The following is a 14,203-nucleotide window of genomic DNA, read 5'->3' on the forward strand; positions in this document are numbered from 1 at the left end:
TCAAGATGTGCTGGGCCGTTTAGACTAAGGCTCAGCACATTTTGCTTTGTCCAAAAACAGATCAGGAGTCACGCAATATGGGGGAAGCGCGCCCGCCGGTCCATCGGACCCTCGCAGAACGAGCTTACGATCAATTGCGCGACCTGATTATCTCGGCCGAACTCGCCCCCGGGCAACTCATTGACGAAGAACGCATGATTGAGCGCCTGGGTATCGGACGCACTCCACTGCGCGAAGCCATGCGGCGGTTACGCGCCGAAGGACTCCTGGACATTTACCCGCACCGCGGCACATTCGTTCCCGAAGTAACGGTGCGCGATCTCCGGCAAATCTCCGAAGCCCGCCGTGTACTGGAAGGCTATGCGGCCGCTCGCGCTGCCCAATCTACGTCGGACATCTTCCGGAAGGATCTCGTCGAGGCCTACGAAGAACTCCAAACTATCGAAGACGCAGATGCCGAACGGCTGTTGGATATCGATGCACGGATGCACGAAGCGATCTACCGTGCCATGGATAACCGGTATATCGAATCCACTCTCAAGCAGTACTTCACCCTGTCTCAACGCATGTGGAACTATGTGCTGCCGCGCTTACAGGTCATGAGACCGCACGTTGATGAACATCTTGAAATGCTTCAGGCCGTCATTCAACAGAAACCAGGGGAAGCCGAACAGTTGGCCATCAGTCACGTCACGAACTTTGAAAAAGCGGTCTTAGAAGCGCTTTAATGTCAACCCACTAAATCTCTACGAGTCAGGCCTGGACCACTGCAGGGTGGCAGGGTGCGGGTCCAGCACGGCGAAGGCAGTTACCGTTCAGCCTTCAAAGCGTCTGGCCACAATTGTGTCATGCATTGCTTTCAGCATGGAAGAAGCATTGTCACAATGAGCTTCAACCTGCATCCTAAAACTATGCAAAATATTCAGAATCCACACTGCAATCGTGACGTCGTGATCATCGGAGGGTGCTTCTATGAAGCTTCTATAGATGTCAATACCTTTTTGCTGAGTGAGCGGCTTGATTGAGGTGCCGGTAAACTCGACGGGCCAGATAGCGTTTCAAGCATCTACGTATCTCTCGGTCAGTTTTGCCTTCGATGCGTCGTTTTTCGACATAAGCTTGGGTTTCGGGATCATGGATTGTTCGGTGCATCGCGATCACGTTGAGGGCTCGGTTGAGTTGGCGGTCACCGCCTCGGTTGAGCCGGTATCGCACCGTGTTACCTGAGGAAGCTGGCAGTGGGCTTGCACCAGCTAGAGCGGCAAATGCTGCCTCGTTGCGGAGCCTTCCGGGATAAGCCCACGCCACGAGCATCGTGGCTGCTGTGACTGGTCCGATACCAGTTTCGTTGGTGAGGTCAGCAGCGGGACTTTGTGCAATCAGGTTCGACAGCTGTTTGTCATTCTGGAGAATCTCAGTGTGGGCTTGTCGGACGCGTTGCGCTAAACGAATAGCCTCGCTGCGTGCGATAGCTAAGCTGATGGGTTCTTTTCTGCTACGCCAGGATGCGATCTGGCTGATGATTTTCATCCCGAGTGCACGCCGTGCATCGATGCCTAAATCAATGGTCCGCAGTAACGCAGTTAGGGCGTTGATGGCTCTGGTGCGTTCGCGTGCTAATTCGTCTCTGGCGGTCAACAAAATCTGCAGTGCACTCTGAATGTCGTCGTGACCTCGTGGTTTGCGTAGCCGGTCAGTGGCCAATGGCAAGACTGCGCTGGCAATACGGAACGCATCAATGGGATCAGTTTTACCAATACCTCGGCGGGTTTTGTTGCTCATACGAGGCGCCTCGACGACTTCGTAGCCTGCCGTATCGACTGCTTTGGCCAGCTCAGCCCCGTAGCTGCCGATGCCCTCGATGACCCACAGACTATCCAGGTCTCCGTCGGTCCGTCGCCCGGCCCATGACAGAGCCCGTCGCAGCCCAGGTTTTGTGGTCGGAAACGTTTGGGTATCGACATGAACGCCACTGTTGGTGACCACAGCATAGGTGTGTGTTGCAGCGTGGGTGTCGACTCCGATGACATATGCATACTGGTGTGAAACGATAGTGGACATAGCGATTGTTTCCCTTCGGATCTGTTCGCGGACCGTGTTTCGGTCGCTATCGGCTGACACCGAGCCCGGACAGGAATCACTTCGGGGCAAAACTGTAACGGGTCACAACGCTCAATGTTGGACATGCTTCTATCAGGCCACCAAGGTGGACCGGGCGGTGTCGGCCCACCGTTGTCATCGGACAATTCATAGGCAAGACACCCCATCACGGAGGTCAGTTTTGTCATGAGTCACGACAACGCCAGTGTGCCAATCAACCTACCCGGCCAGCCAGTCCCGGACTAGCCACTTTCAGCTTTACACGTTTTCGTCAAGCTGCTGGAACAAGTTGTGCTGGGCGAGATTCGTAGAACGTGCCGTCTCTGAGCATGGCGAACAGGACGTCGGATCGGCGTCGGGCGAGGGCGATGACGGCTTGGTTGTGGCGTTTGCCTTCGGCGCGTTTTTTGTCGTAGTAGGCCCGCGAGGCGGGGTCGCCTTTAATCGAAGCAAAGGCAGATAAGAACAGCACTCGTTTGAGGACTTTGTTGCCGCGCCGAGATGGGGATTCTCCACGGATGGAGGTGCCGGATTGGCGGGTCACGGGTGCGATGCCAGCATATGAAGCTAGGTGTGCTGCGGATTTGAAGTCTTTGCCCACCACTTCAGTGAGAATGCGTGCGGCTGTCCTGACCCCGATGCCTGGCATGGAGGTCAGGACTTCGGTAAGAGGGTGCGCATCAACGACTTTCAAGATCTCAGTTTCGATATCGGCCCGTTGCTGGGTCAGCTGTTGAAGTTGAGCCGCCAACCGCCCGACGATGTGTTCAGCAGCGTTCGTGCCAGTCACCACGGTGGTTTGTTCAGCTAGCGCGGCAAAGATCTCGTCGGTGAGTCGCGCCGCCATTCGGGGCGCTAATTTCTTTAACCGGGTTCTGACATGTCCTCGCCCGGCGCGCTGCAAAGCGGCCGGAGTTGGATACCTACCCAGCACATCCACCACGGCCGGGTGGGCCAGCCTGGGCCCAAGCACCCGTTCCAGCGTGGGGTGAATCTGGGTCAATAATCCTCGCAGCCGGTTGCGGACTTGAGTCAGTTGCGCGGCAAGATCGTCATCAAAACCACACAGCATCGATAGTTCGGCAATCTGTTCTTCAGCGATCGTGATCCCGCGCAATGTGTGGGGCATGGTGCGCGCTGTTTCGGCGATGATGTAGGCATCTCGGGCATCTGTTTTAGCCTGGCCCGGATGTAAATCGGCCACCCGGCGCATCGTCAACCCTGGTAGGTAGGCGACTTGGATCCCGAGTTGTTGGGCAACCGCGATCACTAACGCGCCGATGGTTTTGGGCTGATCTACCACAACCAATAACTCGCCGTATTTGGTCGCAAGATCTTTCAACAGCTCCTGAATCTTTGGTTCAGATTGCGGCAACGGCTTGTCATATACGACCTTGCCATCGTGGTTGACAGCGGTGGCATGATGGTCGGACTTGCCGACGTCGATGCCAAGAAACACTTGAGGTTCCATCGGGTACCTTCTTTGACTCGTTCCAGTAAAAAGACCAGGTCACCGATGGCCCGTCCGCTCACAACCACGTTACAACGGCCCGCAAGTTCCAAGAGCGTGCTTCTATTAGCGATCCGAACGAACCAGACCGGTTCCGGTGACAACACCCCCCGGATTATGGTCAACTGGGGGCAAACATCATGCCGGAACCAGCCGGCTTCCTACACTGCATATCCTGCCGGAAAACAGTGACACCTAAAAGGTAACGGGGCGGCCGGACTCAGCGCCGCCCTGGTGTTAGCCCGAGCACGTCGAACGGTCACTGTTATCGACGCCGGACAACCACGCAATGCCCCGGCCGCTCGATGATGGCGACGAGCTTCGGGCCGGTCAGCTGATCATTGCCACCGGCGTTCGAGACGTGCTCCCCGACATCGACGGTGTGGAATTTGACCAGGAAGCGCTGGATACGCTTGCTGCGGTTGGCATCCCACTGATTGACGAACAGGTATCCGCAGTCGAGGTCACGGAAGATGCAATCTCCGGGTTGCGCCTAGCAGACGGTCGAACCGTGCCGGTTGAGGCGGTCGGGGTTTCCAGTGGCATGCGGGCAAACCTCGACGGTCTCGAAGCGCTTGGACTGGAAACAGAAACCAACCCACAAGGCACCTTCTTGCGGGCCGACGACACCGGCCACACCAACGTGCCCGGCGTTTGGGGCACCGGCAACGTCATGGACCCGGATTTACAACTCAGCGAATGTATTTCCCATGGGGCGCGAGTGGCCGTCACGATCAATAACGGTCTAATCTTTGGTGACGCCGAAGCCGCACTCGCAGCCACACGGAAGAGCGTGTAAAAGAACAGCAGGTTGTGCTTTAAATGTAACCGGCATCCGAAGGTTTCGACCCTGTCAGATGCCGGTATGTTGCGCCCCAGGAGGGACTCGAACCCCCGACCTACGGATTAGAAGGCCGTTGCTCTATCCAGCTGAGCTACTGAGGCAACGGGGATAGTCTACCCAAAATGTTGTCCACAATTCGAACTTGCTATCCGTGTTATCCACAGTTTAGTCTTCCTCAAACATTGCCAGCGGGGTGATCGTCTTGACTGAACACATATTCGAACCCTGATTCGGATAACTGTTGAGTGAAAGGACTGGAACATGAAAACCCAATTGACTGTTCGAGGTAACGTGGCCACCGCACCGCGCCGATTCGTCACCGACGATGGAACGGTGATCGCAGAATTTCGACTGGCCGCCACTGAGCGCTACTTCAACCGACAAACCCAAGAATGGGAAGACGGCACCACCTCCTGGTATACGGTGTCCGCATTCCGCCGGCTTGCCGAAAACATCTTCCGGTCGTTTTCGGTTGGGGATCCGGTAATCGTCTCCGGCAAGCTGACCATCAAACAGTGGACTTCTAAAGACGAGACTAAAAAGGGCACGACCCCAGAAATCAATGCGGAAACCGCTGGGCACGATCTGCTGCTTGGTTTTACTGATTTCACGCGCTTCACTAAATCTAAGCCCACCATCGTCGAAGAGCACTCGAATGATGGGCCGCTGATTGATCACGGGTGGGAAGAACCCGAGGCACTGTCGGCCTAATGTTCGCTACAAAGTAGATCGGTTGTCGCGCAGCGTGAAGAATTACGTTCTGTCGCGGCAACCGACTACTGTAGAGCCTATGGCCGAATTTATTTACCAAATGATCAAAGCTCGCAAGAAAGTGGGCGATAAGGTCATTCTCGACGACGTAACTATGTCCTTTTTCCCCGGCGCCAAGATCGGTATGGTCGGACCCAACGGTGCCGGTAAATCCACCATCTTGAAAATCATGGCGGGCCTGGATGAGCCCTCGAATGGCGAAGCCTGGTTGTCCCCGGGCTACTCGGTTGGCATCCTACTGCAGGAGCCACCGCTGACGGAAGACAAAACCGTATTAGAAAACGTGCAGGAAGGTGTTGGTGAGGTGTACCAACAGCTGCAGCGTTTCAACCAGATCTCAGCCGAAATGGCCGAACCAGATGCAGACTTTGAATCCCTCATGGATGAGATGGGGAAGCTGCAAGAAGCTATCGACGCTGCCGACGGATGGGACATTGACTCTCAAATCGGCCAGGCCATGGAGGCCCTCCAGTTGCCACCCGGTGACGAACCGGTCACCCACCTATCCGGTGGTGAACGCCGTCGCGTTGCGCTGGTGAAACTGCTGCTAGAAAAACCAGACCTACTGTTGCTCGATGAGCCGACGAACCACCTAGATGCTGAGTCAGTCGCATGGCTTGAAGGCCACCTGGCGAACTACCCAGGCGCTGTCATTGCGATTACTCACGACCGGTACTTCCTGGACCATGTGGCTGGATGGATTGCCGAAGTCGATCGCGGCCGCCTGTACCCATACGAAGGCAACTACACCACGTATCTCGAACAGAAACGCGACCGCCTGGCTGTGCAAGGTAAGAAGGATGCGAAACTTGCTCGCCGCCTGCAGGAAGAACTCGACTGGGTTCGCACGAACGCGAAGGGTCGCCAGGCCAAACAGAAAGCTCGTCTGGAACGCTACGAAGAAATGGCGGCCGAAGCCGAGAAGACTCGTGTGCTGGACTTCGAAGAAATTCAGATTCCACCCGGGCCGCGCTTGGGTAGCCAAGTCATTGAAGCCGACAACATTTCCAAGGGCTTTGACGGCCGAACCCTGATCGAAGATCTGAGCTTCTCGTTGCCACCAAATGGCATTGTGGGCATCATCGGTCCAAATGGTGTCGGAAAAACCACCCTGTTCAAAACCCTGGTTGGCCTCGAAGACATCGACTCTGGCGATCTAAAGATCGGTGAATCGGTCAAGATTTCCTATGTTGACCAGAACCGTACGAATATCGATCCAGAGAAATCTCTGTGGGAAGTGGTCTCGGACGGGCTGGACTACATCCAGGTTGGCAACGTCGAGATGCCATCGCGTGCGTATGTCTCCGCCTTTGGGTTCAAGGGCCCGGATCAGCAGAAGAAAGCAGGTGTACTCTCCGGTGGTGAACGCAACCGCCTGAACCTGGCACTGACCCTCAAAGAGGGCGGCAACTTGCTGCTACTTGACGAACCCACCAACGACTTGGACGTTGAGACACTGACCTCGTTAGAAAACGCGCTGCTGGAATTCCCTGGCTGTGCCGTGGTCATCTCGCACGACCGCTGGTTCCTTGACCGTGTGGCCACCCACATGCTCGCATGGGAAGGCACCGAAGAAAACCCAGCCAACTGGTACTGGTTCGAAGGAAACTTCGAATCTTACGAAGCCAACAAGCTGGAACGTCTCGGCCCGGATGCCATCCGCGAAGCACGCGCCACGCACCGTCGTCTGACACGTAACTAATCTCATCAAGAGCTCCTGCCCTGCCCACCGCGTGATGTGCAGGGCAGGAGTTTTTGGTCCCGTTTTTTAAAAAGACTTGGGAGTTATTCAGGGGCCGGTGGTTCCGTGACGTCGGTCAACACTGGCTCGTCGTCCGAAGTCTGAGGATCTTTGACGAACCACAGCATCAACAGCCCGGCTGCCAGGACGATAATGATCGCAGGCACCATCATGCGAGATTCACCGGCCATGCCCACAAATATGGCGATCAGTGTTGGTGTCAGAAACGATACCGACCGTCCAGTCGTGGCATACAGGCCATACATTTCCCCGGCGGTTTGTGCCGTAGTCAACCGGCCTAAAAATGCGCGAGATGAAGACTGCACGGGGCCTACGAAGAAGCATAAGAAGAGCCCCCAAATCCAAAACGCCAGGGTACCGTTCTGCACGAAGATAATGACCGCAGAAACAATCAGACCCAGCAGCGAAACCACAATAATGCGTTTGGGACCAAAACGGTCATCGAAGAGCCCACCGATAAAAGCACCGGCAGCAGCCACGACATTGGCGGCAATCCCAAAGAATAAAATCTGCCCGGGGTCCACACCGTAGACGGTCGTGCCCAGGATCGCTCCGTAGGCGAAGACCGCGCCCACCCCGTCGCGGAAGATCGCTGAGGCGACAAAGAACCAAAAGGTGTTCCGTCGGTGCTTCCATAGTTCCACGATCGTCGCAATGAGCTGGCGATAGGACTGCAGAATCGATACGCGTGGGGAGCGTTGACACCCTTGAGCGCGATTACGATTCCGCATCACGATGAGTACTGGCAGTGCGAACACCAGGAACCACAGGGCAGCAAAGACCGCCACGAAACGTATATTGAGGGCGTCGTCGTTGGTGATGCCGAACCAGTGGGTGTCACCACTGATGAACCCGACATAGACCAGTAACAGCAAAAAGATCCCGCCGAGATACCCCGCACCCCACCCAAGGCCGGAGATCCGGCCGATCGTGGACTGGTTGGCAATATTGACCAGCATTGCGTTGTACTGAACACCGGCGAATTCGAAGAACACGTTGCCGACCGAGAGCAGGATCACGCCCAGCAGTAAATACGACTCTTGGGGTTGAACGAAGAAACACGCGGCCATAGTCACAATAACCAGCCCGGTGTTGACTCCAAGCCACAGAGTCCGGCGCCCGTCGTTGTCAGCACGTCGGCCAATAACCGGTGCGGTCAGGGCGATGATGGCCCCGGCGATCGCATTACCCGCGGCTAACCAGGAGGTGCCGCGGTCATCCGCGCCGAAGCCTTCGGATGCCAGATAGGTTCCGAACACGAAGGTGATCATGACCGCGTTGAAAGCGGCCGAACCCCAGTCCCACAGCGCCCAGGTGGCTATATGCGAGCGTTTGGTCTGTGGCGGGTGTGAGGAGCGTGAGGTGGTGAGCGCTTCAGACATGTTCGCATCCTAACCATAGTGGGGTGGCATTGAAGTAAACACGGGGTGACCTGCAGGCCGGCGTACTGGTTAGTCGTATTGTGGCAATCGAATCATGCCCTCCTGAGCGACGGTGGCCACCAAGTCGCCGTCGATGGTGTAGATATAGCCGATGCTGAGCCCTCGGGAGGATTGCGCGGACGGGGACTCCTGGACGAACAGCAGCCAGTCATTGAGGTTGAACGGTCGGTGGAACCACATGGCATGATCCAAGGAAGCAATAGATTTATCGGGTTGTACCCAGGTGAGTCCGTGGGTGCGGAAAATCGATTCCAACATGGTGTAGTCCGAAGCATAGGCCAGGCCAGCGGCCGCTACGTTGGGGGAGAAGTTAACCGGAGTGAAGGTTTTCATCCATACAATATTGCGGTTGACCTGCTCGGATGCCGGACGTAGGAACATCGGTTCATACGCATACCGGATGTCAAAGGGCCGGTTATAGGCCAGTTCTTGGGCAGCCGGGTCATCGATCATGCCCACCAGCGCCGAGATCGGTGGCAGTCCGTCGGGGTGGGGGATGCCTTCGGGCATTGGCGCCTGGTGTTCAACGCCTCCGGATTCGGTCTGGAAGGAACAGGTCAGCGACAAGATCACTTTGTCGTGCTGGGTGACTTCCACGTGGCGCACCGAAAAGGATCTGCCGTCGCGGTTGTGATCCACGGTGATGTGTAATGGCTGGGTCGCATCGCCGGGCCGAATGAAATAGCAGTGCATTGAGTGCAAGAACCGGTCTGCATCGACCGAGTGGCTGGCAGCCACCAACGATTGGGCTAAGACCTGACCACCGAACACCCGGCCACCGGTTTGGGGTGGCGTGTGTCCACGGAAAGTGCTGGTGTGTTGGGTGTCGTCGATGCGCTCGAGTTTTAGCACATCACGCAGAATGTCGGTGGGGTCATCCGGGTATGGGGTATTTGCCATGTGCGCCTTTCAGAGGGGGTTTTGTTCATACTCTAGTGCTGTCAGCTCAATTGCGGGCAGACCTTAGCGACCCCGTCGAGACGCTGGGCATAATTGGGTGCATGGAATACGTTGTGCCCTTCGCCTCGCTGAACTCTGTCAAAGATTTACAAAGCTTTGTGACCCGGGCAAAAACCCTGGATACCACTGGCGTGCGCTTTGTGGTCAGTGGTCAGGTACTGGCTGCGTCCGTGTCGGTCATGCACCCGGCAGGACTGGGCGACGGCGTACCGATTGTCATCGGGCTGCGGACCTTCGCTCTAGATTTCGCTGGGCAGCCCCGGTTCGAATTGGACTCAGTCTTCGAAATGGACGCGATCACCGACCGAAGCCACCGGATGATCTCGGAAAACTCGACGGCGTTTCCGTTGCCGCCACGGGAGATCGCGGTATCCTGGACGGCGATGAATGCTCCGCGCTCCGGGTGGACGACAGCCGCCGTGGTTGAGGATGCCGATATTCGCAAGATCGCTCGGGACGGCATCTCCAAAGTCTCGGAGGGTCTGCCCGACAACCCTGGCGCCCCGTTGTTAGCGCAGGTGCGCTCGGCGGTCTGGGGTGAGCAGATTGGCGATCCGTCGCACGTGGAATTCCCAGCCGGTGCGACGCTGGGAGCTCACAGTTTAGGGTTTCTGTTGCCGCGCGGTGAGACGACCGTCTCAAGGGCAGGCAACTGGGTGCGCTTGACCAGCACCGGAGGGCATATCTTGGCCCGCCGGGCGGTGGCGCTTTAGAGCTGGTTTTGCATCGCGCGTGCGGCGCGCTGGAAATAATCCCACATTGTGTCATCGTGCAGCGGGGATAACTCTAAGGTGTCCATCGCATTGCGCATGAATCGCAACCAAGTGTCCCGAGCTTGGGCATCAATGTGGAAGGGCATGTGCCGGGCACGCAGGCGCGGGTGACCGCGCTGCTGGGAATAATCGGTGGGTCCGCCCCAGTACTGGATCAAAAACAGGCGTAGACGGTCTTCAGCCGGGCCCAGGTCTTCTTCGGGATACATGGCCCGAAAGTCTTCGTCCTCGGCGACCTGTTGGTAAAACGCTGCGGTCAGCTTCCGGAAGGTCGGCTCGCCACCGACCTGATCATAAAACGATGTCTGTTCCGCGGGCGCATTGGTCCGCTGCGCAGTACGGGCAGCAGCCTGGGACTGTGCCGGGGTCGCGTTGGGAACTTCGGGTTCATCGGCAGACTGGGCGGTAACAATGTCGCGGCGTTGTTGTTCGGCTTCGCGTTCGGCCCGGATCGCGGCCAACCGGGCGTCGTCATTGCCGGTGACCTGCGAGGGTTTCTTCGCGTTGCGCGGTTTCAACACGGCAATCGGGGCGCCCAGGCGCGAGGAGAACTTCGGTAGTTCCGGCATCTGGTGCTGGTTCGGGATCTCAATGGTGATCGGGAAATTCACGCTGCGGGCAATGAAACACTGCCGGTGCGCTTCATCATGCAGTTCACGAGCCCGCGGTAACAGCATTGCATCGGCCACCCAAACTTCTGGGTATAGTCTCGCTGCTGTGACTTGTCCGTCTTCGGCCCCGGCCTGAAGCGTCAGTTCACCGCGGACCGTGACTTTTTCGACTTCGATCTCGGCCTGACCAGCCACGTAGAGATACGACAGGATGTGGCACTCGACTAGTGCGGCCAGCAGCAGCTCTTCGGGGTTCCACCGTGAGGCGTCTCCGTGGAACGGTTTGGCGGCTGAGCCCCGCAGTTCACCGGGACCATCGGCTTGGATCACCACATCACGACTAAACCCGCGGTTCGGGTGCGGTCGGGTCGTGTCGGTGTTCCATTCGGCGCGTAAAGAAAACTCGTGTTGCACAAGCCCCAGTCTAGTTCAGCCACCGCGGCGCGGTTGGGCATTGCACCAGGCGGCGAACACCTAGACTAGGGGCATGAATTTGGTTGAACTCTCCGAAGTCACCGACACCACGCTAGATACCACCGCGCTCCGGGATGCGGTGAGTGCCGCAGACGCCGGCGCCGTCGTCGTGTTTGAAGGCGTGGTGCGCGATCACGATCCAGAAGCCGCCGGTCAGGTGACCGGGCTGGAGTATACGGCCCACCCGGATGCCACGAAGTTTTTACGCGAGATCATCGCAGAAGCCAATACCGAGATGCATAACGAACTGGATCACGGTCCGCTACCGGTCCGCGTGGTCGCCGCGCACCGGATTGGGACCCTGCACGTCGGGGACACGGCCCTGGTGGTCGCCGTATCTGCCGCCCACCGTCAAGAAGCCTTCGCCGTGTGCAGCGACGTCGTGGAAGAAATCAAAGCCCGCGTGCCGATCTGGAAGCTGCAGTTCGGCGCCGAGGGCAGCCAGTGGGTGGGGATTTAACCCCCGGCAAACGGCGGCAGCACATCCACGGTCGCACCGGGTGCCAGTGTGGTTTCTTCGGTGGCTCGGGCGCCGTCGACGAGAAATGAACACCGCGAAATGACATCGGCGGTGGTTTGGGCGTCAGAGAGCTGCGTGACGATCTCGGCCACGGTCGTGGCATCCAGGTTGAGCTGTTTGGTGCCGACGACGTCGGCAGCGGCGGCAAAAAGACGAACGGTAATCATAGGGCTATGTACTCGACTGTTCCTTCAACTGGCACGCCGTCAATCTCCGGTGGGATGTGCAACAGACCGGTGGCCTGACCCATTTTGACGGCGAGATGAGAATTGGACGGTAGTGGCACGGCGCGATCGTTGTCATCGACCGTGGCCAGCATGTAGTAGTGCAGGTTTTTAGGGGTGCGCAGTTCCTGAGTGGTTACTACGTGATGGATGCGCGGGTGGGGTGTTTGGCGCTGCATTTTCCGGATGCCCGGGATGACGAAGATATGCAGCGAGACGAACACGGCAACCGGGTTGCCGGGTAGAGACCAGACCGGGGTGCCGGCCGGGGACAGCCCGAAACCCTGGGGTTTGCCGGGGCGGATATTGACGTCCCCGAACCGGATGGCCTGGTCGGGGTCGTCGTGCTGCCAGGCTGAGAGCACGTAGTTGGAGATATCGTGTGCCCCAACCGAGGCGCCGCCGGTCAGGATGATCGCATCAACCGTGTGTTCGACCTGGGCGATTGTGTGCTCCAGGCTGGCTGCTGAGTCGCGGACGCGCACCTGGTGGGTTGCTTCGGCGCCGAGGCTTTCCAGCGTGGCGGCCACCAGCGGGGCATTGGAATCCGGGATCTGGCCGTATCCCAGTGGGGCACCGGGGGAGACCAGCTCATCGCCGGTGGAGATGATCGCGACTTTAGGCTGACGTGCGGTGTAGACACTGGCGGTTCCGGTCGCGGCAATCGCTCCGATGTGGTTGGGCCGTAAAAACGTGCCGGCGGGCGCCACTAGGGATCCTGCCGTTGTGTCTTCGGCGCGGCGTCGGATGTGCCGGTTGGCTTCGGGCACCTGATCAAACGTAATGTCTGCAGGCAGATCCTGGGTGGGTTCGTGGAAGACTTCTAGCGGGACAATCGTGTCCGCGCCGTCGGGGACTGGCGCGCCGGTCATAATCGCTGCTACCTCACCGGGTCCGATGGACTCGGGTGTGCGGTGCCCGGCCGGAATGGTTTTGGTGACCGGCAGCGTGCCGGGCGTGAAGTCGGTCAGCGAGACCGCATATCCATCCATGGCAGCGGCATCCCAAGGTGGCAAATCGACACTAGCGGTCACATTGGCGGCCAGCGTGAGCCCCAGGGCGTCGCCCAGCGGCACCTCGGTCACGGGGAGCGGACTGACTAGGTGCAAAATCCGCGACAGGTGTGCTTCTTGGGTGATCATTTCAAACTCGTTTCGGCCGCTGTGGTGTTCAAACCTTGGACACCACCATCAAGATACCCCACCACCTGGTGCCCGGCGCTTGTCAGGCGTTGGGCGGCACGAATTGAACGTGGTCCGGTCCGGCACAGTGTCACCAGACGCTGCCCTGCCACCGGTGTGAAACTGTCCAGCTGATCAAATGGCACATGCACGGTCGCAAACGGTGCCGGTGCCTCGGCCACTTCATCGGCCCGGCGCACATCGATCACCGTCGTGGTGTCATCCAGCGCCTGGGTGGTCACCGCAGCAACTCGTACCGTTTCGAGTTCTTCAATTGGTGCCAGCGGAATTTCCGTGGTTGTCATATCCAGGGCGTCAATGACCAGCATCCGCCCCAGCAACGGTTTGCCCACGCCCAGCAACAGCTTGATTGCCTCGGTTGCCAACATCGTGCCCACCATCCCGGCCACCGCACCGAGAATACCCATCTCAGCACACCCGGGAGTCGCTCGAACGGCTGGGGTGTCTGGGAAAACATCCGTCAGCCGGATCGCTGGCCCATAAGTTCCGGTGGCATCGAAAATGGTGACCTGCGCCGACCACTGCATCAGTGCGCCAAAGACCACTGGCACACCCAGTTCCGCAGCACCGGCATCCACAACAAAGCGCGTATCAAATGAGTCAGACCCGTCAATGACCACATACGGTCGCACCGGCCCCACCACGTCGGCAAAGTTCTCGGTCAAGCGTATACGGTGACCAACCACCTCCACCTCGGGGGCGATGCGCTGCCCGGCGGCAATCGCCGAGTCGATCTTGGGCTGGCCAATCCGATCCACCGAGTGCAAAATCTGGCGGTTGAGATTCGACAGCTCCACGACGTCATCATCAAACACATCGATCCGACCCACCCCGGCTGCCGCCAGATACGGGATCACGGTTGAGCCCAGCCCACCGGCACCCACCACGGCCACCCGCGCACCGGCCAGCTTCTGGGCACCGCCGTCCCCAATTTCCGGCAGACGACGATGGCGGGCAGTTCTGCCACGAATAAAATCAGGCCCAAAGTTCATGCTCCAAGCCTAACAATG

15 protein-coding genes, 1 tRNA gene and 1 pseudogene are annotated in these 14,203 nt (G+C 58.2%); 7 read left to right on the forward strand and 10 right to left on the reverse strand.

Annotation, left to right across the window (positions count from 1 at the left end; all coding sequences use genetic code 11):
* The first annotated feature begins 77 nt into the window (after positions 1-77).
* Positions 78-728 carry a GntR family transcriptional regulator gene (locus tag FB556_RS05560; protein WP_141865642.1) on the forward strand — a complete coding sequence of 217 codons (651 nt, stop codon included), beginning with the start codon at positions 78-80 and terminating at the stop codon, positions 726-728.
* 262 nt (positions 729-990) lie between these two features.
* Here FB556_RS05560 and FB556_RS05565 read toward each other — a convergent pair whose 3' ends face one another.
* Entirely contained in the window at positions 991-2,061 is a 1,071-nt protein-coding gene (locus FB556_RS05565) for an IS110 family RNA-guided transposase (protein ID WP_141865644.1), read from the reverse strand.
* Between the two features lie 310 nt (positions 2,062-2,371).
* On the reverse strand, positions 2,372-3,571 hold the full coding sequence (locus FB556_RS05570; protein ID WP_141865646.1) for an IS110 family RNA-guided transposase: 1,200 nt from the start codon (positions 3,569-3,571) through the stop codon (positions 2,372-2,374).
* A 273-nt stretch (positions 3,572-3,844) separates the two neighbouring features.
* Here FB556_RS05570 and FB556_RS13860 point away from each other — a divergent pair, with 273 nt between their 5' ends.
* Together FB556_RS13860 and FB556_RS05580 are read left to right on the forward strand one after the other, a co-directional pair.
* Positions 3,845-3,919, forward strand: coding sequence for a hypothetical protein (locus FB556_RS13860; RefSeq protein ID WP_379984994.1), 75 nt, complete (start codon positions 3,845-3,847; stop codon positions 3,917-3,919).
* Complete coding sequence (locus tag FB556_RS05580; RefSeq protein ID WP_141865648.1) at positions 3,900-4,409, forward strand: FAD-dependent oxidoreductase; 510 nt, start codon at positions 3,900-3,902, stop codon at positions 4,407-4,409. The genes FB556_RS13860 and FB556_RS05580 overlap by 20 nt, the downstream gene beginning before the upstream one ends.
* A 72-nt stretch (positions 4,410-4,481) precedes the next feature.
* Here FB556_RS05580 and FB556_RS05585 read toward each other — a convergent pair.
* Positions 4,482-4,555, reverse strand: a tRNA-Arg gene (locus tag FB556_RS05585).
* A gap of 160 nt (positions 4,556-4,715) precedes the next feature.
* Here FB556_RS05585 and FB556_RS05590 point away from each other — a divergent pair.
* Both FB556_RS05590 and ettA read left to right on the forward strand, forming a co-directional pair.
* On the forward strand, positions 4,716-5,165 hold the full coding sequence (locus FB556_RS05590) for a single-stranded DNA-binding protein (protein ID WP_141865650.1): 450 nt from the start codon (positions 4,716-4,718) through the stop codon (positions 5,163-5,165).
* 79 nt (positions 5,166-5,244) lie between these two features.
* The gene (gene ettA / locus FB556_RS05595; protein WP_141865652.1) at positions 5,245-6,927 is read left to right on the forward strand and encodes an energy-dependent translational throttle protein EttA; all 1,683 of its coding nucleotides are present in this window, start codon (positions 5,245-5,247) and stop codon (positions 6,925-6,927) included.
* An 83-nt stretch (positions 6,928-7,010) separates the two neighbouring features.
* On the opposite strand, the gene FB556_RS05600 is transcribed toward ettA, so the two are convergent.
* The gene (locus FB556_RS05600) at positions 7,011-8,369 is read right to left on the reverse strand and encodes an MFS transporter (protein ID WP_141865654.1); all 1,359 of its coding nucleotides are present in this window, start codon (positions 8,367-8,369) and stop codon (positions 7,011-7,013) included.
* A 69-nt stretch (positions 8,370-8,438) separates the two neighbouring features.
* The gene (locus FB556_RS05605) at positions 8,439-9,329 is read right to left on the reverse strand and encodes an acyl-CoA thioesterase (protein ID WP_141865656.1); all 891 of its coding nucleotides are present in this window, start codon (positions 9,327-9,329) and stop codon (positions 8,439-8,441) included.
* A gap of 101 nt (positions 9,330-9,430) precedes the next feature.
* On the opposite strand from FB556_RS05605, the gene FB556_RS05610 reads away from it, so the two are divergent.
* Complete coding sequence (locus FB556_RS05610) at positions 9,431-10,102, forward strand: DUF8185 domain-containing protein (protein WP_141865658.1); 672 nt, start codon at positions 9,431-9,433, stop codon at positions 10,100-10,102.
* Here the strand turns inward: FB556_RS05610 and FB556_RS13760 are convergent.
* The gene (locus FB556_RS13760) at positions 10,099-10,422 is read right to left on the reverse strand and encodes a globin domain-containing protein (protein ID WP_246057273.1); all 324 of its coding nucleotides are present in this window, start codon (positions 10,420-10,422) and stop codon (positions 10,099-10,101) included. The genes FB556_RS05610 and FB556_RS13760 overlap by 4 nt on opposite strands.
* 336 nt (positions 10,423-10,758) lie before the next feature.
* A pseudogene (locus FB556_RS13650) lies at positions 10,759-11,187 on the reverse strand (OsmC family protein); the annotation flags it as partial.
* 73 nt (positions 11,188-11,260) lie between these two features.
* Between FB556_RS13650 and FB556_RS05620 the strand changes: the two are divergent.
* Entirely contained in the window at positions 11,261-11,707 is a 447-nt protein-coding gene (locus FB556_RS05620; protein ID WP_141865662.1) for a molybdenum cofactor biosynthesis protein MoaE, read from the forward strand.
* Here the strand turns inward: FB556_RS05620 and FB556_RS05625 are convergent.
* The 3 genes from FB556_RS05625 to FB556_RS05635 are packed head-to-tail and all read right to left on the reverse strand — an operon-like array spanning position 11,704 to position 14,185.
* Positions 11,704-11,934, reverse strand: a complete 231-nt coding sequence (locus FB556_RS05625; protein ID WP_141865664.1) for a MoaD/ThiS family protein — start codon at positions 11,932-11,934, stop codon at positions 11,704-11,706. The genes FB556_RS05620 and FB556_RS05625 overlap by 4 nt on opposite strands.
* Positions 11,931-13,133 (reverse strand): molybdopterin molybdotransferase MoeA, encoded by a 1,203-nt coding sequence (locus FB556_RS05630; protein ID WP_141865666.1) that lies wholly within the window; start codon positions 13,131-13,133, stop codon positions 11,931-11,933. The genes FB556_RS05625 and FB556_RS05630 overlap by 4 nt, the downstream gene beginning before the upstream one ends.
* Positions 13,130-14,185, reverse strand: a complete 1,056-nt coding sequence (locus FB556_RS05635; protein WP_141865667.1) for a HesA/MoeB/ThiF family protein — start codon at positions 14,183-14,185, stop codon at positions 13,130-13,132. The genes FB556_RS05630 and FB556_RS05635 overlap by 4 nt, the downstream gene beginning before the upstream one ends.
* Between the last annotated feature and the right edge of the window lie 18 nt (positions 14,186-14,203).

Source organism: Enteractinococcus coprophilus (assembly GCF_006716305.1).
Taxonomy (GTDB): domain Bacteria; phylum Actinomycetota; class Actinomycetes; order Actinomycetales; family Micrococcaceae; genus Yaniella; species Yaniella coprophila.